At 68.9% G+C, this 24021-nt stretch carries 18 protein-coding genes; 5 read left to right on the forward strand and 13 right to left on the reverse strand.

Annotated elements, in window-relative coordinates; all coding sequences use genetic code 11:
- The 3 genes from ACTHK2_RS13105 to gorA form a co-directional block, all read left to right on the forward strand.
- A partial coding sequence (locus tag ACTHK2_RS13105; protein ID WP_440246163.1) for an NAD(P)/FAD-dependent oxidoreductase occupies positions 1–991 on the forward strand: 991 nt, incomplete at its 5' end.
- 16 nt (positions 992–1007) lie between these two features.
- Positions 1008–2813: a CocE/NonD family hydrolase gene (locus ACTHK2_RS13110; protein ID WP_440246164.1), complete on the forward strand. Its 1806-nt coding sequence runs from the start codon at positions 1008–1010 to the stop codon at positions 2811–2813.
- A gap of 304 nt (positions 2814–3117) precedes the next feature.
- On the forward strand, positions 3118–4467 hold the full coding sequence (gorA, locus tag ACTHK2_RS13115; RefSeq protein ID WP_440246165.1) for a glutathione-disulfide reductase: 1350 nt from the start codon (positions 3118–3120) through the stop codon (positions 4465–4467).
- A gap of 207 nt (positions 4468–4674) precedes the next feature.
- On the opposite strand, the gene ACTHK2_RS13120 is transcribed toward gorA, so the two are convergent.
- The 10 genes from ACTHK2_RS13120 to ACTHK2_RS13165 form a co-directional block, all read right to left on the reverse strand.
- Complete coding sequence (locus ACTHK2_RS13120; RefSeq protein WP_440246166.1) at positions 4675–5043, reverse strand: hypothetical protein; 369 nt, start codon at positions 5041–5043, stop codon at positions 4675–4677.
- Entirely contained in the window at positions 5040–5552 is a 513-nt protein-coding gene (locus ACTHK2_RS13125) for a bactofilin family protein (protein WP_440246167.1), read from the reverse strand. The genes ACTHK2_RS13120 and ACTHK2_RS13125 overlap by 4 nt, the downstream gene beginning before the upstream one ends.
- A 304-nt stretch (positions 5553–5856) precedes the next feature.
- Complete coding sequence (locus ACTHK2_RS13130) at positions 5857–6696, reverse strand: tetratricopeptide repeat protein (RefSeq protein ID WP_440246168.1); 840 nt, start codon at positions 6694–6696, stop codon at positions 5857–5859.
- A gap of 124 nt (positions 6697–6820) precedes the next feature.
- Positions 6821–8404: a J domain-containing protein gene (locus tag ACTHK2_RS13135; RefSeq protein ID WP_440246169.1), complete on the reverse strand. Its 1584-nt coding sequence runs from the start codon at positions 8402–8404 to the stop codon at positions 6821–6823.
- On the reverse strand, positions 8401–10098 hold the full coding sequence (locus tag ACTHK2_RS13140) for an Hsp70 family protein (protein WP_440246170.1): 1698 nt from the start codon (positions 10096–10098) through the stop codon (positions 8401–8403). The genes ACTHK2_RS13135 and ACTHK2_RS13140 overlap by 4 nt, the downstream gene beginning before the upstream one ends.
- A gap of 195 nt (positions 10099–10293) precedes the next feature.
- Complete coding sequence (locus ACTHK2_RS13145; RefSeq protein WP_440246171.1) at positions 10294–11901, reverse strand: carboxyl transferase domain-containing protein; 1608 nt, start codon at positions 11899–11901, stop codon at positions 10294–10296.
- 148 nt (positions 11902–12049) lie between these two features.
- A complete protein-coding gene (locus ACTHK2_RS13150) occupies positions 12050–12823 on the reverse strand; it encodes a cupredoxin domain-containing protein (protein WP_440246172.1) in 774 nt (257 codons plus the stop codon).
- 156 nt (positions 12824–12979) lie between these two features.
- Positions 12980–13132 carry a hypothetical protein gene (locus tag ACTHK2_RS13155; protein ID WP_440246173.1) on the reverse strand — a complete coding sequence of 51 codons (153 nt, stop codon included), beginning with the start codon at positions 13130–13132 and terminating at the stop codon, positions 12980–12982.
- Between the two features lie 66 nt (positions 13133–13198).
- On the reverse strand, positions 13199–13483 hold the full coding sequence (locus tag ACTHK2_RS13160; protein WP_440246174.1) for a hypothetical protein: 285 nt from the start codon (positions 13481–13483) through the stop codon (positions 13199–13201).
- Positions 13484–13652: 169 nt separating this feature from the next.
- Entirely contained in the window at positions 13653–14825 is a 1173-nt protein-coding gene (locus ACTHK2_RS13165; RefSeq protein ID WP_440246175.1) for a thiolase family protein, read from the reverse strand.
- Positions 14826–15014: 189 nt separating this feature from the next.
- Here ACTHK2_RS13165 and ACTHK2_RS13170 point away from each other — a divergent pair, with 189 nt between their 5' ends.
- Positions 15015–18782, forward strand: a complete 3768-nt coding sequence (locus tag ACTHK2_RS13170) for a two-component regulator propeller domain-containing protein (RefSeq protein WP_440246176.1) — start codon at positions 15015–15017, stop codon at positions 18780–18782.
- A gap of 95 nt (positions 18783–18877) precedes the next feature.
- Here the strand turns inward: ACTHK2_RS13170 and ACTHK2_RS13175 are convergent, their stop codons facing one another.
- The 3 genes from ACTHK2_RS13175 to ACTHK2_RS13185 all read right to left on the reverse strand — a co-directional run bounded on the left by ACTHK2_RS13175 (position 18878) and on the right by ACTHK2_RS13185 (position 22989).
- Complete coding sequence (locus tag ACTHK2_RS13175; RefSeq protein ID WP_440246177.1) at positions 18878–20407, reverse strand: DUF3369 domain-containing protein; 1530 nt, start codon at positions 20405–20407, stop codon at positions 18878–18880.
- Positions 20408–20478: 71 nt separating this feature from the next.
- Positions 20479–21636: an isovaleryl-CoA dehydrogenase gene (locus ACTHK2_RS13180; protein ID WP_440246178.1), complete on the reverse strand. Its 1158-nt coding sequence runs from the start codon at positions 21634–21636 to the stop codon at positions 20479–20481.
- A gap of 249 nt (positions 21637–21885) precedes the next feature.
- Positions 21886–22989, reverse strand: a complete 1104-nt coding sequence (locus ACTHK2_RS13185; RefSeq protein WP_440246179.1) for a Glu/Leu/Phe/Val dehydrogenase dimerization domain-containing protein — start codon at positions 22987–22989, stop codon at positions 21886–21888.
- A 234-nt stretch (positions 22990–23223) separates the two neighbouring features.
- Between ACTHK2_RS13185 and ACTHK2_RS13190 the strand changes: the two genes are divergently transcribed.
- Positions 23224–23826 (forward strand): TetR/AcrR family transcriptional regulator, encoded by a 603-nt coding sequence (locus ACTHK2_RS13190; RefSeq protein ID WP_440246180.1) that lies wholly within the window; start codon positions 23224–23226, stop codon positions 23824–23826.
- Positions 23827–24021: the final 195 nt, after the last annotated feature.

The raw sequence follows: 24021 nt of genomic DNA on the forward strand, positions 1-24021 counted from the left end.
ACTCGTGCGGTGGCTGCGCGCCTCCGCGCGCGCTTGCCCGGAGCGCGCCTGCCTCCCGGCCCGCCGCGGGAAGGCGCCGCTGCTGCTGCGTTCGCGTGCGCTCATCGAAGACCTCGTGCGGCGCGAGTCGCTCGATTGCGAATTCCAACCGGGCGGCACGCTCAGCGTATTCCGCGACGAAGCGAACTTCGCGCACGTGCGTGCGGTCGCCGAGCGCGTCGCCGCGTTCGGTGTCGGCGTGGACGTGCTCGACGCCGGCGCGACGCTGGCGCGCGAGCCGGCGCTGAAACCCGGCGTCGTCGGCGGGCTGTTCCATCCCGGTGACGCGTCGCTGCGGCCGGACCGCTACGTTGCCGAACTCGCGCGCATCGTGCGTACCGCCGGCGGGCGCATCGAGGAAGGCGCGCGCGTCGAGGAGTTCGTGCTCGACGGATCGCGCATCGCCGAAGTGGTCGCATCGAACGGCCGCCATGCGGGCCGCGACGTCGTGCTCGCCCTCGGCGCGTGGTCGCCGCTGCTCGCGCGCCGGCTCGGCTTGCGCATTCCGATCCAGCCGGGCAAGGGCTACTCGATCACCTATACGCGTCCGGCGCTGTGTCCGCGCGTGCCGATGACGTTGAAGGAACCGAGCGTGTGCGTGACCGCATGGGGCTCGGGCTACCGGCTCGGCAGCACGATGGAATTCTCCGGCTACGACGAGCGCCTCACGCGCGTGCGCCTCGATGCGCTGAGGCGTGGCGCAGCCGAGTTCCTGCGTGAGCCCGAAGGGCCCGAGGTCGTCGAGGAATGGTACGGTTGGCGTCCGATGATCCCCGACGACCTTCCCGTGATCGGTCGCGCGCCGCGCATCGACAACCTCGTGCTCGCGACCGGACATGGCATGCTCGGCGTCACGATGTCGGCCGGCACCGGCGTGCTCGTCGGCGAGATCGTCGCCGGCCGCCCGCCCTCGCTCGATGTGGCGCCGTTCGCGCCGAACCGATTCCACTGACTTCCACGGAGCCCGCATGGAACGAACCACCCCGCTGCATCGACACATGCTGCGCGCGATCGCGTTGTCGCTCGCGCTCGGTTGCTTCGCCGCGCAGGCCGACGAGAAGCCCGGCGATCCGGTCGAGTTCCAGTGGGGCGTAAAGATCCCGCTTCGCGACGGCGTGCGCCTCAACGCGACCTTGTACAAGCCGCGCGAACAGCAGGCGCCGCTGCCGTGCGTTTTCACGCTGACGCCGTACATCTCGCAGAGCTACCACGAGCGCGGCATGTACTTCGCCGCGCACGGCTACGTGTTCCTCACCGTCGACGTGCGCGGCCGCGGCAACTCCGAGGGGGACTTCACGCCGTTGTTGCAGGAGGCGAAGGACGGCCACGACGTGATCGAATGGCTCGCCGGCCAGTCGTACTGCGACGGCAAGGTCACGATGTGGGGCGGCTCCTACGCGGGCTACGACCAGTGGGCGAGTGCGAAGGAATTCCCGCCGCATCTGGCCACGATCGTGCCGGTCGCCTCGCCCAAGCCGGGCATCGATTACCCGATGCAGCACAACATGTTCTATTCCTACGACACGCAGTGGCTGACCCTCGTCAGCGGCCGCGCGTCGCAGGAGGGCATCTTCGGCGATGGCGCGTTCTGGGCGGCGCAGTTCCGTCGCTGGTTCGAGGCGCATGCGCCGTTCCGCGAACTCGATCGTTACGTCGGCAACCCGTCGCCGCATTTCCAGACGTGGCTCGACCATCCCACGCTCGATGCGTACTGGGACAGCTACAGCCCCACGCCCGAGCAGTACGCGAAGCTTGCGTTGCCGATCCTTTCGATCTCCGGCCAATACGACGGCGACCAGCCCGGCGCGCTCGCGTTCTATCGCGAGCACATGCAGTACGGCTCGGCGCAGGCGAAGGAGCGCCATTACCTCGTCATCGGGCCGTGGGACCATGCGGGCACGCGCACGCCGAAGGCGGAAGTCGGCGGGCTCAAGTTCGGGCCGGCTTCCATGCTCGACATGAACGGCCTGCACAAGAGCTGGTACGACTGGACGATGAAGGGCGCCGGCAAGCCCGAGTTCCTCAAGGACAAGGTGGCCTGGTACGTGACCGGCGAGGAAGCGTGGCGCTATTCGCCGAGCCTCGATGCGATCACCGCGCGCGGCGACACCTGGTACCTCGATTCGGTCGACGCGCGCGCGAACGACGTGTTCGCCTCGGGCGACCTCAAGCGCGACAAGCCGAGCGGCGGCAAGCCGGACCGCTACGTCTACGATCCGCTCGACACGAGTTCGGCGGAATGGGAGCAGGAGGAGTCGCCGAACGGCCTCCTCGACCAGCGCAGCGCGATGCTCTACTCGGGCAAGGCGCTCTTCTACCACTCGCCGCTGTTCACCAAGGACACCGACATCGCCGGCTTCTTCAAGCTCGGCGCGTGGATCTCGCTCGACCAGCCCGATACGGACATCACGGTCGGCATCGCCGAGGTCAAGGCGGACGGCAGCAGCGTCTATCTCGCCGGCGACTCTCTGCGCGCGCGCTACCGCAAGAGCCTGCGCGAAGCGGTGCCGGTGAAGCCGGGCGCGATCGAACGCTACGACTTCTCGCGCTTCAGCTTCGTCGCGCGCCGCATTGCCAAGGGCAGCCGACTGCGCCTCATGATCGCGCCGGTCAATTCGATGTACGCGGAAAAGAACTACAACGCCGGCGGCGTCGTCAGCGCCGAATCCGGCAAGGACGCACGCAAGGTCACCGTCACGCTCTACCACGACGCCGCGCATCCGAGCGCGCTGACCGTGCCGATCGCCGCTGCCTCTTCGGTCGCTGCGAAGTAGCAATCACCCCGCGACAAGCAAGCCTGAAACACGAAGGGCACGAAGGGCACGAAGGGCGCACGAAGAGAAAGAGCTTTGCAAAGAGCAGCTTGAACCACGGAGCACACGGAGTAGGGCAGAGCGGAAGGAGCCTTTTCCTCCAAATGCTGTTCCTCCGTGTGCTCCATGTTTCAGGCTTTATCCGCTTTCCTTCGTGCCTTCGTGTCCTTCGTGTTTCAGGCTTTGGCTTTCACCCGCGGCAGGCACCTTGATACACCGCACGGCGGCCCCACCGTTCGTGCGCATCGACGCGTGAGGCGAGAGCATGGCGAGCGGGCGGTACGATCTGGTGGTGCTCGGCGCAGGGTCGGCCGGTATCGCGATGGCGGTGCGCTCGGCGCGCCATGGGGCGAAGGTCGCGCTGCTCGAGCCTGGCGCACTCGGCGGGACCTGCGTCAACGTCGGTTGCGTGCCGAAGAAGGCGATGTGGTTCGCGGCCGAACTCGCCGAAGCGCAGAAGATCGCGCGCGAAGTCGGTTTCGACGTGCAGCCGGGCGCATTGCGCTGGCCTGACTTCATCGCACGCCGCAGCGCCTACATCGACAACATCCATGCTGCGTACCGCCGCCGCTTCGACGAGGTCGGCGTCGAGCTGATCGCGGAACCGGGCCGTTTCGTCGCCGCCGATCGCATCGCGACGCCTACGCGCGAACTCCAAGCGGGACACGTGCTCATCGCCACGGGTGCGCATTCGCAGCGCGAACCGATCCCGGGCGGCGAACTCGGCATCGATTCGGACGGCTTCTTCGCACTGCGCGCCGCGCCGCGCCGTGTCGCGATCGTCGGCAGCGGCTACATCGCGGTCGAACTCGCGGGCGTGCTGCGCGCACTCGGCAGCGACGTCAGCCTGTTCGCGCGTGGCGAGCGCCTGCTCAGCGCGTTCGACCGCGAGCTCGGCGATGCGCTGGCGGCGGCGATGACCGCACGCGGCGTCGAGCTCGCATTCGGGCGCCGGACCGTCGCCGCCGAAGCGACGGCGGCGGGCTACCTGCTGCGCTTCGCCGACGCCAGCAGCGCCGGTGATTTCGACGAATTGATCTGGGCCACCGGCCGCCATGCGGTCACGAGCGGCCTCGACCTCGGGCAAGCAGGCGTCGAGCTCGACGAGAAGGGGTTCGTGAAGGTCGACGACTGGCAGGACACGAGCGTCGCCAACGTGCATGCGGTGGGCGACGTAACCGGCCGGCTCGCGCTCACGCCCGTCGCGGTCGCTGCGTCGCGCCGCCTCGCCGACCGCCTGTTCGGCGGCCGGCCGGAGTCGAAGTTCGACTATGCGAACGTACCCACGGTCGTGTTCTCGCACCCGCCGATCGGCACGGTCGGACTCGCCGAACACGCCGCGCGCGCGCAGCATGGCGACGCCGCGGTAAAGGTCTATCGCAGCGAATTCCGGCCGATGCTCACCGCGCTCGCGCACGGCGACGAGCGCACGCGCATGAAGCTCGTCTGCGTCGGCGAGGACGAGCGCATCGTCGGCCTGCACATGATCGGCATCGCTGCCGACGAGATCCTGCAAGGCTTCGCGGTCGCGGTGAAGATGGGTGCGCGCAAGGCCGACTTCGACGCGACCGTCGCGATCCATCCGACGTCCGCCGAAGAATTCGTCCTCATGTAGGGCGCGCCTCGGCGCGCACCATGTGAGAGCATCGCGGCTTCACCCGCGCGGCACGAGTAGGGCGGATCCAGCCGCGCAGCGGCGGATCCGCTTTCACCGCTTCGCGTCGTCGAACGGCGGCTCCGGCCTGCGGCCTCGAGCCGCCCTACCGCGACAGTCGCTCCCATGCGAGCGCAACACGAGGTGGCGTGCGGGCGACTTTCAATCTCAATGCGCCCGCGGTGGCGATCCACCTCCGTCCTCGCCATCCCCCGCATAGATCTCCACCGCGAGCGCGAACGTGCGTTGCTCGCCCGGTTTCATCGCGCCGACGCCGATCATCTTGCGATCGATCTCCTCGCCGCGTTCGTTGCGGATCGACAGCACCATCGAGTATTCCCACGCGTCGGTGTCGGCGGGCTGGCGCACCGTGCCTTCGACGCGCAGCGCCGAGATCGCGTGCTGCGCTCGCGCGGCTGCGGCAGCGGGATCGAAGCGCAGGTGGTGCCGGCATGATGGGCAGACCGCCGCGCTGGCGAGGATCGTCGCCTTGCAATGCGGGCAGATGCGCGTGACGCGTGGTCGCGGCGCATTCACGCGGCGGCGTTCTCGGTCGCGTTGCGCGACGACTTCGAGGACGCCTTGTCGTCCCAGCCGAATTCGACCTGGCCACGCATGCGCGATCCCGCGGCGACGGTGAGCGAGCCGGCCTTGAGGTCGCCGACGAGCACGCCGCTCTGCAGCAGGTCGACCTGGGACGCGGCCTCGATGTTGCCTTCGAGTTCACCGGCGACCGTCACCTTCTTCGCGCGCACGCCGCCGGCGAGCTTGGCGTCCTTCTCGATCGTGAGGTCGCCCTGCACATTGACGTCGCCCTTGAAGCGGCCGGCGATGCGCACATGGCCCGAGCCTTCGATCTTGCCTTCGATCGTGATGTCGGACGCGATCAGCGATTCCTTCGCCTCGACGCGCTCCGCGCGATACGCCGGCGATGGCGACGCGTAGTCGGCGACAGGTGCGGGTTCCTTGGTCGCGACGGGCGTCGGCTCAGGGGCAAAGGTGGGCGTTTCCTTCTTCGCCGATGGCTGCTGGTTGAAGATGGCCATGGTGTTGCGCACTCCGCTTCAGGGGAGCCCCGAGGGTAGTCGGCAAGCCGACCCCGAACCTGTGATGTCACTCACGAAATGCGCGTTAACATTTTGAAGTATAACGAAATATTTGCGTCCTTAACGAACGCCCGCTGCATGCAACCGAAGTGCCATCGGCCACGCGACGACGCGAAAAAGATGCGGTGCGGCGCCATCCTGGGCCGCACCGCCGGGGACCGGACCAGGGGTGGCGATCCGGTGGCATCCGGCAGGTGTCGGATGCGCCGCGCGTCGTCCGACGACACGCGCCTTTGCGGCAACCTCAGTCAAAACGGCTGCGCGGCTGCAGCGTGTCGGCGCGGTCGGACTCTCCTTCCGCGGCCGCAGGGAGCAGCGGATCGACGATGACCGTGCCCTCGGGCGTCGGCGTCGTGCGCCATTCGAACTTCGGGTCGTACGGGTTGTCGCTCTCGCGCAACTGGCGGTACACGATCGAACCATCCTCGCTGCTGCCGCCGAGCACGCCGAAGGCGGAGCTCGCGAAGCCGTTCACCTCCGAGCGCCCGGCCGGCGACAGGCGCACCGGGCGCACGCTGCCGCCCGCGCTGCCGACCTTTAGGTTGCCGGGCGACCCGACGCGCGAGCCGGTCTGCTCCGACTTCACCTGCGCCCAGCGCGTCTTCGCGCGCGCGAGAGCGATGTCGTCGCCGTACTTGGCCTTGAGTTCGCGCCAGATCGCGTTCGCCTGCGCGAACTCGTCCTTGTCGAGGTCGGCGTAGAGGAGTTCGCGGGCCTGCACGTAGTCGGCGTCGCCGCGCTCGGCGGCGAGCGAGAACCACGCCATCGCGCGCGGGCGGTCCACCGGCACGCCTTCGCCCTTGAGGTAGATCACGCCGAGGTTGTACTGCGCGGGCTTGTACGCCCACGAGGCCGACACCTCGTACATGTTGATCGCGAAGGAGTAGTCCTTCCTCGCGATCGCGCGCACCGCGTCGAAGTAGAACTTCTCGCCGGGGCGGCCCTTGTCTTCGGGCGTCGCGTAGCGGTCGCTGGCGGGGCGCTCGACGTTGTGGCTCGAGTCGTAGCGGGGTGGGAGATCGGCAGCGCGTGCGGCGCCGCACAGCAGCAGGAAACCTGACAGCCACATGGCCTGGGTATTCATGGCGTGCTCCGCTGGGTACTTGCGGAACCAACCCTAGCGCGTCATCGCGTGAGCTGTCAACGAAGATATTCGTACTATGCGTTTCGTCTTGAGCGCGACGGGTCGCCGCACGGCGCGCGCTCGGCTACGCGGTGCCGGAGAGGCGTCGCCATTGCTTCCACAAATCGGCGATCCAGATCGCGCCGGCGAGCGCGGCACCGGCTTCCGCGTAGTACACGACGAGTGCGGCGACGACGACGAGGGCCTTCAACGCGGGAAGGATGAGGATCCAGCGCCAGCCGACCGACGCGGTCCATGCGATCGGCGGCGAGTCGGCGCGACGGCGGTAGCGCCGGGTCGCGAATGCGATCGCGAGCACGACGATTGCGGCTGCGGCGACCATCGGTGCATCGGAGTCCGTGCCGCCCGCGATCAGCGCCGGCAGGCGGCGCACCCCGAGCGCCAATGCGCACAGCGCGGGAATGAAGGCGAGGCGCAGCCAGAAACCGGCCTCGCGCTTCGTCGACGCGAACGCCTCCTGCGGGCGGTTCTGCCATTGGCTCGAGGCGGCCCAGGCGATGAACATCGCCCACAGCATCGATATGCCCCACGCCAGCGGCAGCAACGTCACTGCCGCGACGCCGGTGCCGATCGCCTCCATGGCATCGATGAGCGCAACCACGCATGTGATCGCGAGGCAACGCGCGGCGCCTACCGCGACGCGCGGCCACGACATGGCACTGCGGTCGCCGGCGCGTCGCCAGAACCGCATGCGGCGCGCGTCGAACGCGGGCGGCAGCTGCTGCACACGCGCCTGCTCGAGGAAGCGCAGGAACGCGGCCACTTCCGACGGCTGGTTCGGCGGCAGCGCCTGCAGCAGCACGGAGCGCCAGCGGAACGGTCCGGAGAGGAGTCGCGCGAGCCGATCGGGCGGGAGGTTCACCGGCGGCTTGGCCGAACGCAGCTCCGCGACGAATTCCTGCCGCTCTCCGCGCAGCAGCAGCCACTCGACGTGCAGGCGTCGGCGCAGGCGGCCGAGCTTCAGGGCGTCCTGGCCGGCGAGCACATGGTCGAGGTCGAAGAAGGCGAGGATCGCGTCGAAGCAGCGGTCCGGCATCGGCGTCGATGTCGATTGCAGTGCCGCCATCGTCGCAGCGCCTGTTTGGGCCTTGGTCGTGAGCGACCACAGTGCCGGCTGGCGTTGCAGCCAGTCGCGCAGGCGCGAAGCATCGCCCTGCAGTGCCTGCGCGGCGAGAGCATCGTAGAAAGCGGGGAAGGCGAAGCGCTCGTTCGCAGGCGCTGGATGGAACGTCACCTGCGCGGGCCCGGACGGCGCTTCCCACTCGACCCGCTCCGGTGGATCGGGAAGCACGCCACCGCCATCCCGCGAGGACGTCTCGTCAGTCCAGTCGAGGACGGTCGCAGGCAGGGGTTCGAGCGGGGCGGGCGCGGCAAGCTCCATCGGATCGTGCAGCACGACGGCGGGTGCAGCATCGGCTGCCATCGCAAGCATCGCCTGCGGTTCGAACGGCGCGGGCGCGGCCCGCCGTGGTGCCTCGGCACGCTCGCGAACCCCGTCGAGCGCGCGATGGTAGGCCTCGTTCAACGCCTGGAATCCGACCGGATCGGATTCCGGCCGCGTCCGCTTCAGCGCCTGCGCGTAGGCGCGCTTGATCGCGCGTTCGTCGGCCTCGCGGTCGAGGCCGAGGAAGTCGAACGCATCGCTCATCCGAAGAAGCCTGCCTCGACGCGTTGCAGCGCTTCCTCGAGCAGGCGGCGATCCTCGCCGATGCGGTGCTCGTCCTGCGAGGCGAGGGCGGCCTGGAACTGCGCAATCCATTCCTGCAGCTTCGGCCGCGCGCGCAGATGCTCCTCGTAGAGGCGTTCGGCGCGTGCGAGCACGGCGACGTTTTCCTGCTTGTCGCGCGGATGGATCTTGAGGTCCGCCAGTGCCGCGAGGCGCGCGCGGATCTCGGCAGCACTCAGCACGCCAGGATTCTGCTCGAGCAGAAGTTCGTGCGTGCGCCCGCTCGCCAGCACGGTCGCCTCCACCTGCAGCACGCCATTGACGTCGTAGGTGAAGCGCACCTTCACGCCGTTGCCAGACTTGGGCGTGCGCGGCGCGAGCTCCACGACGAGTTCGCCGAGCTTGACGTTCTTCGCCACCAGCGGGCTCTCGCCTTGGTAGACGTCGATCGAGAGGCGCGTCTGGTTGTCGTGCACGGGATAGAAGACATCCTCGCGACTCACCGGCACCGTGCTGTTGCGCTGGATGATCGGATGGAAGAAGCCGACCTGGTGGTGGCCGTCGTCATCGGTGCGCGAGACCTCGGTGCCGAGCGTGTAGGGGCACACGTCGGTGAGGATCACTTCCTCGAGCTTCTCGTCGCGTGCCTTGAGCCCGGCGGCGACGGCAGCGCCGAGCGCGATGGCTTCGTCTGGATTGACGTGGCGCAGCGGCAGGCGGCCGAACATGCGCGACACCAGTCGCGTGATCGCTGGCATGCGGCTGGCGCCGCCGACGAGCACGACTTCGTCGAGCTGCGCGGGCTGCAGGCGCGCATCGCGCATCGCGCGTTCGAGCGGCGCGCGCAGGCGCTGCAGCAGTGGCTCGGACAGGTGGGCGAAGCGCTCGTCGTCGATTTCCCACTCGGCCTCGCGGCCGCCGGCGCGCACCTCGAGCCGTACGCGCGCATGGCTGCTGAGCTCGCGTTTGACGCGCTCGAGGCGGTGGCGCAGTTGGCCGAGCTCGGCTGGCGGCAGCCGCTCCGGCAGGATGCCGAGGTCAGCGCAGCAGGCCTGCATCAGCACATCGAGGAAATCCTCGCCACCGAGGTAGTTGTCGCCCGCGCTCGCGTGCACTTCGACCACGCCGTCGAACAGCTCGAGGATCGAGATGTCGAACGTGCCCCCGCCGAGATCGAACACGAGGAAGCGGCTGCCGCCCTCGCGCTGCTGCAGGCCGTAGGCGAGGGCGGCGGCCGTCGGTTCGTTGATGAGGCGTTCGACGCGTACGCCGGCCAGCTCGCCGGCTGCGCGCGTGGCGCGGCGCTGCGCGTCGGAGAAGTACGCCGGAACGCTGATGACCGCCTCCTCGATCGGCCTGCCGAGCGCAGCCTGCGCGTCGGCGAGCAGCGAACGAAGCAGCAGCGCGGACAGCTCTTCGGGACGGAAGGCGCGTTCACCGAGCCAGGTGTCGCGTGGACTGCCCATCCAGCGCTTGAACGTCGCGACGCTGCGCGTCGGGTGCGTGACGAGGCGGTCGCGCGCGGCCTCGCCGACGATGAGCTTGCCGTCATCGCCGAGGCTGATCGCGGACGGCGTCAGCAGGCCGCCGAGCGCGTTCGGGAACAGGCGTGCCTCGCCGTCGACGAAGGCGCCGACGAGCGAATGGGTGGTGCCGAGATCGATGCCGACGATCATGCGTCTTCCTTGTGCAGGCAACGCATCTTAGGTCCTGCCCGTGGCTTTTTGCAGGCGCGCGAACCGGCGGCGGCGGACCACGGGAACGACGCGCGCGACGTCCGCGATCGCACCGTGCAAGAGGGTGTGCCCCAGCGATGCATCCGCGTCACCGGGGCTCGGCCGATGGCGGCCGGCGAGCCGCCCGGCACCGGCCTACATGCGGAACACGCCGAAACGGCCTTGCTCGACCGGCGCGTTGAGGCTCGCCGACAGGGCGAGGCCGAGCACGCGGCGGGTGTCGGCCGGATCGATGATGCCGTCGTCCCACAGGCGTGCGGTCGCGTAGTACGGATGCCCCTGGCGTTCGTACTGCTCGCGGATCGGCGCCTTGAACGCGTCTTCTTCGTCCTTCGACCACGCCTTGCCGGCGGCGTCGAGGCCATCGCGGCGCACGGTCGCGAGCACGCTCGCGGCCTGCTCGCCGCCCATGACTGAAATGCGCGCGTTCGGCCACATCCAGAGGAAGCGCGGCTGGTAGCCGCGGCCGCACATCGCGTAGTTGCCGGCGCCGAAACTGCCGCCGATGACGACCGTGAACTTGGGCACGTGCGAGCAGGCGACCGCGGTGACCATCTTCGCGCCGTCCTTGGCGATGCCGGCCTGTTCGTATTTCTTGCCGACCATGAAACCCGTGATGTTCTGCAGGAACACCAGCGGCACGTTGCGCTGGTTGCACAGCTCGATGAAGTGGGCGCCCTTGAGCGCGCTCTCGGCGAACAGGATGCCGTTGTTGGCGACGATGCCGACCGGGTAGCCGTGCACGTGCGCGAAACCGGTGACGAGCGTCTTGCCGTAGCGCGCCTTGAATTCCTGCAGCTCCGATCCGTCGACGATGCGAGCGATGACGTCGCGGATGTCGAACGGGATGCGCGTGTCGCGCGGCACGCAGCCGTACAATTCCTCGGGCGCATGGAGTGGTTCGCGCGGCTCGCGCAGCGCGAGCGCGACGTCCTTGCGGCGATTGAGGCTGGCGACGATGCCGCGCGCGATGTCGAGTGCGTGCGCGTCATTCTCGGCGAAGTGGTCGGCGACGCCGGAAACCGACGTGTGCACGTCGGCGCCGCCGAGCGTTTCAGCATCGACGACCTCCCCGGTCGCCGCCTTCACCAGCGGCGGGCCGCCGAGGAAGATCGTGCCCTGTTCCTTGACGATGATCGTCTCGTCGCTCATCGCCGGCACGTAGGCGCCGCCCGCGGTGCACGAACCCATCACGACGGCGATCTGCGGGATGCCGAGCGCACTCATCCGCGCCTGGTTGTAGAAGATGCGGCCGAAGTGTTCCTTGTCCGGGAAGACCTCGTCCTGCAGCGGCAGGAACGCGCCGCCCGAATCGACGAGGTAAATGCAGGGCAGGCGGTTCTCGAGTGCGACTTCCTGAGCGCGCAGGTGCTTCTTCACCGTCATCGGGAAATACGTGCCGCCCTTGACCGTGGCGTCGTTGGCGATGACGAGCACCTCGACACCGTGCACGCGGCCGATGCCGGTTATGACGCCCGCGCACGGCGCGGCGTCCTCGTACATGCCGTGCGCGGCGAGTGGCGAGAGTTCGAGGAACGGCGAACCGGAATCGAGCAATGCGCGGATGCGCTCGCGCGGCAGCAGCTTGCCGCGTTCGGTGTGCTTCGCGCGCGCCTTCTCGCCGCCGCCCAGCGCGGCCTTCGCCATCTGCGCGCGCAGGTCGTCGACGGCCGCGCGCAGATGCGTCGCGTTGGCGAGGAATTCGGGGGAACGAAGGTCGAACTGCGAACGGATCTGCGGCATGGGCGATCGGCGCGGGTGCGGAATCGTGCGATGTAAGCACAGCGCCGGATCGCAAACCAGTCTTGCCCGCCGCCGCGGTTCGCGCCGTCGCGGACCGACGGGGCTGCCGCACCGGTGCGCGCCGGCACCGGTGCGGCCGATCGTTACCTCACGGACAGGTGATGCCCTGCGGCTGCGTCACGCGGATCAGCGGCATGGAACCGCTGCCGTAGCCGGCCACGGTCGAATTCCACGCGACCTTGCCGTGCGCGCAATCGCTGAACGTGAACGTGAGCGTGCCCCACGGCGTGTTCGCCACCTGGCTCTGGTCGAAGTTCGGCGGGAACCGGCCGCCCGGCCCGTCGATCGTCGTCACCGTCGCCACGGCGGTATCGCCACTGATCGGGCCGACGCCACCGATCCAGCTCTGGCCGCCATCCGGCGCGAAGGTGTAGCCCTCGGCGAGCAGGTTGTTGCCCGGCAGGATCTCGATGCCGAAGCCCATCGCGCCGGTCGCACCGGCGTCGACCCAGGTGCCGGTGAAGCCGGCCGTGATCGGCACGTTGCCACCACCGCCGCCACCGCCCTGCACGGTGATCGTGCCGGTCATGCCGGAGTCGGCGTGCACGTCGCACGTGTACGGGAAAGTGCCCGCTTCGTTGAACGTGACCGTCGCGCTCCACGAGCTGTTCGACGGCGTGCCGTCACCGCCCGCGCCGTCGCAACCGTTGGCGCAGCGGAACGAGCCGTTTTCCGCGTGCACGTTGTGGAAGCCGCCGGCATTGGTGAACGTGACGCTGTCGCCGACAGTGATCGTGAGTTCGCGCGGAGCGAAGCGGAGGCCATTGCCGCCGACGGTGACCGTGTGCGTGGCTGCCATGGCAGGTATCGCGCAAGCGAACGACAGCGCGACCGGCAGCGCCTTGCGGAAATGCGAGTGCATCGGTGGATCTCCCATTGGTGTGTCCTGGGATAGGTACCGATGCGGTCCCGGAAGGTTGCGCTCGCCGCCCGCCCGCCATCGCCTTGCGCCGAAACGCGACCGGCCGCGCGAGGCGGCCGGTGCGTATCGATCACGGCGCGCCGCAGCGCGCGTGGATCACTCCTTCTTCTTGGCGGCGTCCGCGGCCGCGTCCTTCGCGTCCCTTGCGGTTTCGGCGACCTCGTGGCCGACGTCCTTCGCGCCTTCCTTGACTTCGTGGCCGGCGGCCTTCATCGCCGCACCGGTCGCTTCGGCGCCTTCCTTGATCATCGCCCCCGCGTTGGCGGCGGCTTCCTTGCTCGCGTCGACCGCCTTGGCCGCGGCGTCTTTCGCTTTCTAGGCGGCGTCCTTCGATGCGTCGGCGGCCTGGTTGGCGGCGTCCGTCACGGCGGTGTTGGCGGTTTCGGCAGCCTTCTTGGCGGCGTCGGCGGCCTGCTGTGCCGCGGCGGCGGTGGCGTCGGCGGCCTTCTTCGCCGCGGCCTGCGCCTCGGCGGCGGCCTGCTTCGTCGCTGCGGCGGCCTTGTCGGCAGCCTCCTGCGCCTGCTTCTGCGAGTCATCGCACGCGGCAAGCGTAGCGACGAGGGCCGTGCCGAGCGCGAGCTTCAGGATCTTGCTGGTCATCTGGTCTGCCTCCTCCCGTTGGCGGCCGTCGGCCTGCGTAGGCAGCTCCTGCGGCCCGAAGATGCGAACGCGATCGTCCGCGACGTGTATCACGCCGGATTCTAGCAGGGCATTCAGGTTCGTGAGCGCATCGTCGGGTGGAACATCCCACCCGACGCGCGAGAGCCGATCAGGCGAGTTCGATCGCGATCGCGGTGGCTTCGCCGCCGCCGATGCACAGCGAGGCGATGCCGCGCTTGCCGCCGCGCGCGATCAGCGCGTGCAGCAGGGTGACGACGAGGCGCGCGCCCGAGGCGCCGATCGGATGGCCGAGCGCGGTCGCGCCACCATTGACGTTGAGCTTGTCGTGGGCGATGCCGAGGTCCTTCATCGGCGCCATCGCGACGACGGCGAACGCCTCATTGACCTCGAACAGGTCCACGTCCCCGACCTTCCAGCCGACCTTCTTGAGCAGCGCATCGATCGCGCCGACCGGCGCGGTCGTGAACCACTCCGGTGCCTGCGACAGCGTGGTGTGGCCGACGATGCGCGCGAGCGGCTTCAGCCCGTGCTTCGCGGCGGCTTCGGCGCTCATCACGACGGTGGCCGCGGCGCCATCGGAAATGCTGGACGAGCTCGCCGCGGTGACCGTACCGTCCTTGCGGAACGCGGGCTTGAGCGTCGGGACCTTCGTGGGATCGGACTTGCCCGGCTGTTCGTCGGTGGCGACTTCGACGTCGCCCTTGCGCGTGGCGACCTTGACCGGAACGATTTCCGCGGCGAACGCGCCGGACGTGATCGCCGCCTGCGCGCGGCGCACCGACTCGATCGCGTACGCGTCCTGCGCCTCGCGCGTGAACCCGTACTTGTCGGCGGTCGCTTCGGCGAACACGCCCATCGCCTGGCCGTCGTACGGGTTGGTCAGGCCGTCCCACGCCATGTGGTCGACGAGCTTGGCGTCGCCATAGCGCAAGCCACCACGCGCGGACACCATGTGCGGTGCATTGGTCATCGACTCCATGCCGCCGGCGACGACGATCTCGGCCGAGCCCGCCTTGATGAGGTCGTGCGCGAGCATGATCGCCTTCATGCCCGAACCGCAGACCTTGTTGATCGTGGTGCAGCCGGTCGACTTCGGCAGGCCGGCGGCGAGCGAGGCCTGGCGCGCGGGCGCCTGGCCGAGGTTGGCCGGCAGCACGCAGCCCATGATGACTTCGGACACGTCGTCCGGCGCCACGCCGGCGTGTTCGAGCGCGGCCTTGATCGCCGCGGCACCGAGCGTCGGCGTCGGCACGCCGGTGAACTGGCCGAGCATGGAACCGATCGCGGTGCGCTTGGCGCCGACGATGACGATATCGGACATGGATTCCTCCGGGATGGATGGCGGTCGGCACGTGGCCGGCGAAGGCCCCGATTATGCGCGCCCTGCTGCGCTGCGACAATTGCACGGCGGAGCGCACCATCCTTGTGCTCGGCGCATGCCACGGGCTAGCCTCGGCCCAGGCATGACGGGGGGCGCCGCGCGGTGCGACGGGCAGCATGCTGGATCGCGATGGTCGTGCTGGCGGGCGCCGGCGCGATCGCGCATGCGCAAGGCCGCGACAGCCACGGCGTCGAGCGCGTCCGCTTCCGCAACATCGGCGTCGAGCAGGGCCTCTCGCAGCCGAGCGGCATCGACATCACCCAGGACCGTCACGGCTTCATCTGGGTCGCGACGCAGGACGGCCTCGACCGCTTCGACGGCTACGGCTTTCGCGTCTACAAGCACGACCGCGGCGATCCGTCCTCGCTCGCCGCGAACAACGTGCACCGCCTGCTGGTCGACCGTCGCGGGCGGCTCTGGATAGGCACGACCAGCGGTGGCCTCAGCCGCTACGACGAGCAGCTCGACCGCTTCGACAACTTCGTGCCCGACGCGTCGCGCGAGGGCGCAATCGGCAGCGAGTACGTCAGCGCGCTGGCCGAAGACGCAGCGGGGACGCTGTGGGTCGCGACGCGCAACCACGGCCTGCAGCGCTACGACGAGGCGCGCAATGCCTTCGTCGAATCACCTTGCCGCAACGATGAGCTGCGCCGGCCCATGGCGCTGCTCGCGCTCGAAGGAGGGCGCCTGCTGATCGGCACCGCGGCGGGGCTGTTCGATTGCGATCCCGCCGACGGCACGATGCGCGAGTGGCTGCCGCAGTCGGGCGCGCACCTGGCGGTACGCACGATCGTCCGCGGCGGGGCCGGCGAGATCTGGCTCACCGCGACCAGGCAGGGCTTGTTCCGCTTTGCCGCGAACGGCGCGGAGATCGAGCACTACGATGCGCAGACCTCGCCCTCGCTCGACGACACCGACCTTACCGGCCTGCACATCGACCGCAGTGGCGCGATCTGGTTCGGCAGCGAAAACGCGGGCCTAGCGCGCCTCAACCCGCACACTCGCCGGCTGGAAACCTTCACGCATTCGCCGGAACAGCCCGGGTCGCTCGCCGGCAACCGCGCCTTCAGCGTGTTCGAGGATCGCGACGGACAGATCTGGGTCGGCACCTGGAGCAACGGCATCAGCGTGTTCGATCCGCGCGCGGCCGGGTTCGTGTCGGTGCACACGCGCGGGGCCGGCCGTTCGCTCGCGGGCGCGTCGGTGTTGTCGGTGCTCGCCGACGACGACGGCACGTTCTGGTTCAGCACGGCCGAGAACGGCGGCCTCAGTCATTTCGACCTCGAGAACGGACTGCTCGAACACTATGCGCACGACCCGCGCAATCCGGCGAGCCTCGCGCACAACTTCGTCGTGTCGACCGTGCGCGGGCGCGACGGCTCGCTGTGGATCGCCACGCGTGGCGGCGGGCTCGATCGCCTGCGGCCGGGTACGAACGCGTTCGAGCATCATGCGCACGATGCCACCGATCCGCGCAGCATCGCTTCCAACAACCTGCTGCGCCTGCATCTCGACGCGGCCGGCACGCTCTGGATCGGTACGGGCGACAATGGACTCGACGCGCTCTGCGACGGCTGCACCGAGTTCCGTCACTACGCGCATGCCGAGGGAGTGGCCGACAGCCTCGCGCCCGGCGGCGTGTATGCGGTCCTGGAGGCCGAGCACGGCCAGCTCTGGGTCGGCACCGAGCGTCGCGGCCTCGAACTGCTCGATCCGGTGAGTGGGCGCGTGCGCCACTTCCCGAGCGATCCGCGCGATCCGTCGTCGCTGCCGGCCAACACGGTGACCGACCTGCACCGCGACCGGCGCGGCGATCTGTGGCTCGGCACGCGCGGCGGTGGCCTCGCGCACCTGCTCGCCATGGATGCCGACGGCGCGCGTTTCGAGACGATCGATGCGCGTGCAGGCCTCGCTGCGGACGCCATCGGCGGCCTCGCCGAGGATGCCCAGGGGCGCATCTGGATGAGCACGACGGTCGGCATCTCGCGCTACGATCCGCGCGACCGCAGCATCGTCAATGTCGGTGCCGACCAGGGCGCGTCGGCGAGCGGCTACTTTATCGGTTCGGTCGACCAGGGGCGCGACGGGCGCATCGTGTTCGGCGGCGCGACCGTGGCGACCATCTTCGACCCCGCGCAGATCCCGGCGCTGCCCGTGCCCGAGCCGGTGCTGACCGAACTGCGCCTGTTCAACACGCCCGTGCTGCCGCGCTGGCGCGATCCCGCATCGCCGCTGGAGCAGGCGCCGTGGAGCGGCGGCAACGTGCGCCTGAACCACCACCAGAGCATGCTGTCGATCAACTACGGCGCGCCGTCCGCGTTCGCGCCCGCCGGGCTTCGCTTCGCCTACCGCCTCGATCCGCACGATGCCGACTGGATCGAAACCGATGCCGCCCTGCGCACCGCGACGTACACGCGACTGCCGCCGGGCGACTACCGCTTCCGCGTGCGCGCGCGCTACCCCGGCCAGCCGTGGGGCGAGAAGGAAGCCACGTTGTCGCTGACCGTATTGCCGGCGCCGTGGCTGTCCAAGCCCGCGCTCGCCGCCTACGCGATCGCCGCGGCGATGCTCGCCGCATTCATCGGGCTGCGCGCACGCCGCGCGCGGCGCGAACGCGACGCGGTGCAGGAGACGGTGCGGCAATCGGAAGAGCGCCTCAAGCTCGCGCTGTGGGGCAGCGGCAGCGAACTGTGGGACATCGACCTCGCGACCGGCAGCATGCACCGCGACAACCAGCTCGAGCACCTTGCGGTCACGCACGAAGTCGGCGAGCACTCGCTGGCGACGTATCGGCCCTTCGTGCATCCGGACGACATCGAACGCTTCGAACGCGCGCTCGGCGCGCACCTGTCCGGCCGCGTGCCCACATTCGAGGCGAGCTATCGCACGCAGGACGTGCGGCACGACTGGGTCTGGGTGCTCACGCGAGGCCGCATCGTCGAGCGCGACGAAAGCGGCCGCGCGCAGCGCATGAGCGGCACGACCTCGGACATCAACGCGCTGAACCAGGCGCTCGCGGCCCTGCGCACGCTCAACGAGCAGCTCGAGTCCCGCGTCGAACAGCGCACCGCGGCGCTGCAGAATGCCAACCTCGAGCTGCGCAGCACGCTGGAACGGCTGACCCTTGCGCAGCGCCAGCTGTTCGAGGCGGAAAAACTCGCCTCGCTCGGTGGTCTGGTCGCGGGCATCGCGCACGAGATCAACACGCCGCTCGGCATCGGCGTGACCGCCGCCTCGCACCTGCAGGAAGAGGCGCAACGCATCTCGCGCCTGATCGGCGAAGGCGTGCTCGACACCGCGGACCTCGACGAGTTCCAGCGCACTGCACGCGAGAGTTCGGACATGATCCTGCGCAACCTGCAGCGCGCCGACCGCCTCGTGAAGAGCTTCAAGCAGGTCGCGGTCGACCAGTCAAGCGAGGACCGCCGCGTGGTCGACCTCGGCGTCTGCCTCAACGAGATCCTCACCACGCTCGGGCCCACCCTCAAGAAGACGCCGCACCGCGCGGTGCTCGATTGCCCGGCCGGCCTCATCCTCGAGACGGCGCCCGGCGCGCTTTACCAGATCGTCACCAATCTCGTGATGAACTCGCTCATGCACGGCTTCGTCGACGGCGACGCGGGCCATATCCGCATCGACGTCACGCACGAGAACCGCATCGTGCAGATCGCCTACAGCGACGACGGCCGCGGCATGGACGACGACGTGCGCGCGCGCATCTTCGAACCGTTCTTCACCACGCGACGCGGGCAGGGTGGCTCCGGGCTCGGCATGCACATCGTCTACAGCCTGGTGTCGCAGGTGCTGCACGGCCACATCGACTGCGAAAGCGCACCGGGGCAGGGCACCCGCTTCGTCATCCGCTTCGGCGGCGAGGTGTTGCAGCAGCGCTCGTGACGGCCGGGCATCGCGCGTGCATTGAATGCGGCTCGATGGCCCGCCGGCATCGCCGTAGGGCGGTACGCGCGCAGCGCGTGCCGCCGGCAACCTCATCAATCCGGCAACTCCCGCCGCAACGCGAGCGCCTCATCCCACCGCTCGAGCAACCGGTCCACGACGTCCGGATCGAACTTCGTGCCGCGATGTTCGAGCATGAACGCGCGGATGCGCGCCGAATCCCACGGCTCCTTGTAGCAGCGCTTGCTGCCGAGCGCATCGAACACGTCGGCGACCATCGTAATGCGCCCGCCGATCGGGATCGCTTCGCCCGCGAGGCCCTTGGGATAGCCGCTGCCATCCCAGTTCTCGTGGTGCGAGGCGGCGATCTCCGCGGCGAGGCGCAGCACCGGCCGGTTCGAGTTGCCGAGCAGGCGCGCGCCGAGTTCCGCATGCGTGCGCATCACGACCGCTTCCTCGGGCGTGTGCGGGCCGGGCTTGTTGAGGATCGTGTCGGGGATGCCGATCTTGCCGATGTCGTGCAGCGGCGCGGCGTAGCGCAGCGTCTCGGCCAACGCCGGCGGCAGGCCGAGCGCATGGCCGAGCATCTCGGCGAGCAGGCCGACGCGGTGCACGTGATTGGCCGTTTCCTGCGAACGCGTTTCCGCGGCGCCGGCGAGCAGGTAGACCATCTCGAGCTGCGAAGAGAGCAGCTCGTCGTTGAGATGCAGGTTGTCGAACGCGATCGACACGTTGGTGCAGAACAGTTCCACCAGCTTGTAGTCGAGCGGCGACAGGTTCCATGCCTCGCCGACGAACAGCAGGCTCTCGGTCTGGTGGCTGTCGGTGAAATGCAGCACGTAGTGGTCGCGCCCGAACTGGTGGCGTTTGTCGTGCCAGGCGTCGCGCATCGTCGCCACGATCGCGGGAGGCAGCGCCTCGGCGGCGTCATCGTGCTGCAGGCGGCGGTAGCCGCCACTCGCGGCGGCGATGCGGAAGCGCTGCGGGTCGGACTCGCGGCGGCGGTCGATCGTGCAATAGAGCGCGCCGCGTTCGAGTCCGACCAGATCCACCAGCTGGTCGAGCACCGCATTGGCGAAGTCGCGCGTGTCGCGCCGCGCGAAAATGCGCGCGGAACCGCGGATCACGTTTTCGAGGCCGACGCGATGCGCCTCGATCGCGCGCATGTCGCGGTAGGCGCGCAGCGCCGAGTACATCGTGGTCGCGAGCCGCGATGCGGTGAGCTCGGTCTTTTCCTTGTAGTCGTTGATGTCGTAGGCGGCGATGACTTCGTGCTCGGGCGCCTGGCCAGCCTGGCCGGTGCGCAGCACGATGCGCACGAAGGGGTTACCGAGTTCCTCGCGGATGCTGCGCACGAGCGCGAGGCCGGCCTGTTCCGATTCCATGACGACGTCGAGCAGCAGCACGGCGACGTCCGGGTGGCGTTCGAGCATGCGGCGCGCCTCGGCCGCGCTGTGCGCGCTCAGGAATTCGAGCTTGCGCTCGGCGAAGCGGAAACTCCCGAGCACGAGGCGCGTGACGTCGTGGACCTCGGGTTCGTCATCCGCGATCAGGATCTTCCAGGTGGGCGCGGCGTCCCGGGCCTCGATGGAGGTGAACTGCAGATTGTCGTCCGCTCGGCCCACACAGCCCCCCACCCGTGGACGGGAGCAGTGTACTCCTAAGCGACGACGCCGGAAGCCCGTGGGCGACGGGTTCAGGATTTGCCGTGGAACAGCTCGCGGCCGATCAGCATGCGGCGGATTTCATTGGTGCCCGCGCCGATCTCGTAGAGCTTGGCGTCGCGCAGGATGCGCCCGGTCGGGTATTCGTTGATGTAGCCGTTGCCGCCGAGCGCCTGGATCGCCTCGAGCGCGACCTGGACCGCGCTCTGCGAGGCGTGCAGCAGGCACGAGGCCGGGTCGATGCGCGACTTCACGCCCTGGTCGTAGTTCTGCGCGACGAGGTAGGTGTAGGCGCGCGACGACTGCAACGCGGTGTACATGTCGGCGATCTTGCCCTGCATGAGGCCGAAGGTGCCGATCGGCGCGTTGAATTGCTTGCGCTCGCGCACGTACGGCATCGCGACGTCGATCGCCGCCTGCATCAGGCCGATCGGGCCGCCCGAGAGCACGAGGCGCTCGGTGTCGAGGCCGCTCATGAGCACGCGTACGCCTTCGTTGACCTCGCCGACGCGCTGGCTGTCGGGGATCTCGCATTGGTCGAACACGAGCTCGCAGGTGTTGCTGCCGCGCATGCCGAGCTTGTCGAGCTTCTGCGCCGTCGAGAAGCCCTTCATGCCCTTCTCGACGATGAACGCGGTCATGCAGCGCGAGCCCGCCGGGCGGTGCGCGGTGCGCATGTAGACGAGCAGCACGTCCGCGTCGGGGCCGTTGGTGATCCACATCTTCGAGCCGTTGGCGACCCAGGTGTCGCCGTGCAGTTCGGCGCGGCACGTCATCGAACCGACGACGTCGGAGCCCGCGCCCGGTTCGCTCATCGCGAGCGCGCCGACGTACTCGCCGCTGCAGAGCTTGGGCAGGTATTTCTGCTTCTGCGCCTCGCTCGCGTTGTGGTAGATGTTGTTGACGCACAGGTTCGAGTGCGCGCCGTACGACAGGCCGACCGAGCCGGATGCGCGCGAGATCTCCTCCATCGCGACGACGTGCGCGAGGTAACCGAGATCCGATCCGCCGTAGTCACCCGATACGGTGACGCCGAGCAGGCCCATGTCGCCGAGCTTGGCCCACAGGTCGTGCGGAAACGCGTTCTCGCGATCGATGAGGTCGGCGCGCGGCGCGATCTCCTTGTCGGCGAAAGCGCGCACGCTCTCGCGCAGCAGGTCGAGTTCTTCGCCGAGGGGGAATGGGCGCATGGACGAGTCGCCGAGGTCGGGAAAAACCGGATAGTAACGGTTGCAGCCGCGGCCGCAAACGCGCGGTGGCGCCGGCCACGAGGGATATCCCCGTTCGCCACGGTACGGAAAAGCCGAGCAGGGCGGGTCGAGCGTGTAGGGCGGGTCGAGCGCGAAGCGCGAGTCCCGCCGTGTGTCGCGACGGCGGCACGCGCTGGCACGCGTACCGCCCTACGACGCGCGGGCAATGCAGGGATGCATCGCGTACAGTTACTGCCCGCGCATGCGGCCGAGGAAACGCGGGCCGTTGTTGCCCATCGTCGGCAGCTTGATCTTGCCGATCGCGCTGATGCGCTCTTCGGCCATGCGGTCGGCGGCCTTGTAGGTCGCCACGTTGTCGCGCTCGGCGATCTGGAAGATGCGCGAGAGGTTGTAGTAGATCGTGCGCATCATGCGCATCGCGCGCTCGCGGTTGTAGCCGTCGATCTCGAGCGAGACGTTCATGACGCCGCCCGCGTTGACCGCGTAGTCCGGCGCGTACAGCACGCCGCGCTTGGTCAGCTCGTCGCCGATCGCGTCGGTCGCGAGCTGGTTGTTCGCCGCGCCGCAGACGATCTTCGCCTTGATGCGGTCGATCGTCTTTTCGTTGAGCGTGCCGCCGAGCGCGCACGGGCTGTAGACGTCGGCGTCGACGTCGTAGATCTCGTCGAGGCCGACCGCGGTGCAGCCGTACTCGTCGACGGCGCGCTGCACGAGTTCCTTGTTGATGTCGGTGACGAACACCTTCGCGCCCTGCTCGCGCAGCAGCTTGATGAACTCCATGCCGACGTGGCCGGCGCCCTGCACGGCGTAGCTGTACTTGCCGACGTCCTCGTTGCCGTACTTCTTGTTCAAGGTCGCCATCAGGCCCTGCAAGGTGCCGTAGGCGGTGAACGGCGAGGGATCGCCCGAGCCGCCGTGAACCTGGTGCACGCCGGTCACGAACTCGGTCTCGCGGAATACCCACTCCATGTCGTTGACGTCGATGCCGACGTCCTCGGCCGTGATGTAGCGGCCGTTGAGCGAGTTGACGAAGCGGCCGAATGCGCGGAACAGCGCCTCGGACTTGTCCTTGCTGGGGTCGCCGATGGTGACCGCCTTGCCGCCGCCGAGGTTGAGGCCTGCGACCGCGTTCTTGTAGGTCATGCCGCGCGACAGGCGCAGCACGTCGTTGAGCGCTTCCGCTTCGCTCTTGTACGGCCACATGCGCAGGCCGCCGAGGGCGGGGCCGAGCACGCTGTTGTGGATCGCGATGATGGCCTTCAGGCCGGCGTCCTTGCTGTGGCAGAAGACGATCTGCTCATGGCCGGTCTGCGAGACGGTTTCGAAAATCATGGCTGCTCCTGGCGACGCGGAAAAGACTCGTCCGAACCCGGTGCGCGATCGCGGAATTCGGGCCAAGGACGAGCTGCAAGTGATTGAACGGAATTTGGTTTTTTGCGGATCGCCGGAGCCGGGCCGGCAAAATGCGGCGCGTAGTGTAGTCCCCGCCGCCCGGCGGCGACAGTGGCAGGCATCCCGTGCGCGGCAGGGGTTGAAAAACACGAACGATCGTACTATTTTCGGCGCATGGCCATTCACCCCGCCAGCAGCAAGGGCGCCGCGACGCGCGAACTCATCATCGATCGCGCGTATTCGATCGCGAGCCGCCAGGGCCTCGAGGGGTTGTCGATCGGCGATCTCGCACAGGCGGTCGGCATGTCCAAGAGCGGCGTCTTCGCGCATTTCGGGTCGCGCGAGGACCTGCAGCTCGCCGTGCTCGACGAAGGTGGCCGCCGCTTCGGCGAGTTCGTGCTGATTCCCGCGCTGCGCAAGCCGCGCGGCCTCGTGCGCCTGCGCGCGATCATCGACGGCTGGTTCGACTGGGTGCGGGAAAACCAGCATGGTTGCCTCGTGATGTCGGCGATCAGCGAGTACGACTCGCGGCCGGGTCCCCTGCACGACGCCGTCGTCGCCCGCGTGCAGCGATGGCGCAGCGACACGACGCGAGCGACGCAGATGGCGATCGACAGCGGCGAGTTGCGCGCCGACACCGATCCCCAGCAGGTCTCGTTCGAGATCTTCGGCATCGCGCTCGCGTTGCATCACGACACCCGCCTGTTCGATCCAAAGCTCGCGCGCGCGCAAGCCGAGCGCGCGATCGAGCGCCTGTTCGCCGCCCACTCCCCCTGAGTTCCGATCGAGGTTCGCCATGGCTACCGTGGTTGCCGTCAGAAATAGCACGATCGTTCGTAATATCCGCTTTGCCCTGCTGCGCGCCGGCTTCGCCTTCGGCAGCTGGTTGCGACCCGCTGCGACCTTGCGCCGCGCCTGGCGCCTGTTCTGCACGCCGCTGTCGATCACGCGCCGGCGCGCGCTCGCGACCGA

Source organism: Dokdonella sp., assembly GCF_051958935.1.
GTDB lineage: Bacteria > Pseudomonadota > Gammaproteobacteria > Xanthomonadales > Rhodanobacteraceae > Dokdonella_A.

Excerpts from the sequence above, each read along its gene's own strand:
- ACTHK2_RS13135 (WP_440246169.1), bottom strand. The coding sequence starts at position 8,404 with ATGAGCGATGCGTTCGACTTCCTCGGCCTCGACCGCGAGGCCGACGAA.
- ACTHK2_RS13150 (WP_440246172.1), bottom strand. The coding sequence starts at position 12,823 with ATGCACTCGCATTTCCGCAAGGCGCTGCCGGTCGCGCTGTCGTTCGCT.
- ACTHK2_RS13165 (WP_440246175.1), bottom strand. The coding sequence starts at position 14,825 with ATGTCCGATATCGTCATCGTCGGCGCCAAGCGCACCGCGATCGGTTCC.
- ACTHK2_RS13180 (WP_440246178.1), bottom strand. The coding sequence starts at position 21,636 with ATGCGCCCATTCCCCCTCGGCGAAGAACTCGACCTGCTGCGCGAGAGC.
- ACTHK2_RS13140 (WP_440246170.1), bottom strand. The coding sequence starts at position 10,098 with ATGATCGTCGGCATCGATCTCGGCACCACCCATTCGCTCGTCGGCGCC.
- gorA (WP_440246165.1), top strand. The coding sequence starts at position 3,118 with ATGGCGAGCGGGCGGTACGATCTGGTGGTGCTCGGCGCAGGGTCGGCC.
- ACTHK2_RS13110 (WP_440246164.1), top strand. The coding sequence starts at position 1,008 with ATGGAACGAACCACCCCGCTGCATCGACACATGCTGCGCGCGATCGCG.
- ACTHK2_RS13130 (WP_440246168.1), bottom strand. The coding sequence starts at position 6,696 with ATGAATACCCAGGCCATGTGGCTGTCAGGTTTCCTGCTGCTGTGCGGC.
- ACTHK2_RS13125 (WP_440246167.1), bottom strand. The coding sequence starts at position 5,552 with ATGGCCATCTTCAACCAGCAGCCATCGGCGAAGAAGGAAACGCCCACC.
- ACTHK2_RS13185 (WP_440246179.1), bottom strand. The coding sequence starts at position 22,989 with ATGATTTTCGAAACCGTCTCGCAGACCGGCCATGAGCAGATCGTCTTC.
- ACTHK2_RS13170 (WP_440246176.1), top strand. The coding sequence starts at position 15,015 with ATGGTCGTGCTGGCGGGCGCCGGCGCGATCGCGCATGCGCAAGGCCGC.
- ACTHK2_RS13160 (WP_440246174.1), bottom strand. The coding sequence starts at position 13,483 with ATGACCAGCAAGATCCTGAAGCTCGCGCTCGGCACGGCCCTCGTCGCT.
- ACTHK2_RS13155 (WP_440246173.1), bottom strand. The coding sequence starts at position 13,132 with ATGATCAAGGAAGGCGCCGAAGCGACCGGTGCGGCGATGAAGGCCGCC.
- ACTHK2_RS13190 (WP_440246180.1), top strand. The coding sequence starts at position 23,224 with ATGGCCATTCACCCCGCCAGCAGCAAGGGCGCCGCGACGCGCGAACTC.
- ACTHK2_RS13145 (WP_440246171.1), bottom strand. The coding sequence starts at position 11,901 with ATGCCGCAGATCCGTTCGCAGTTCGACCTTCGTTCCCCCGAATTCCTC.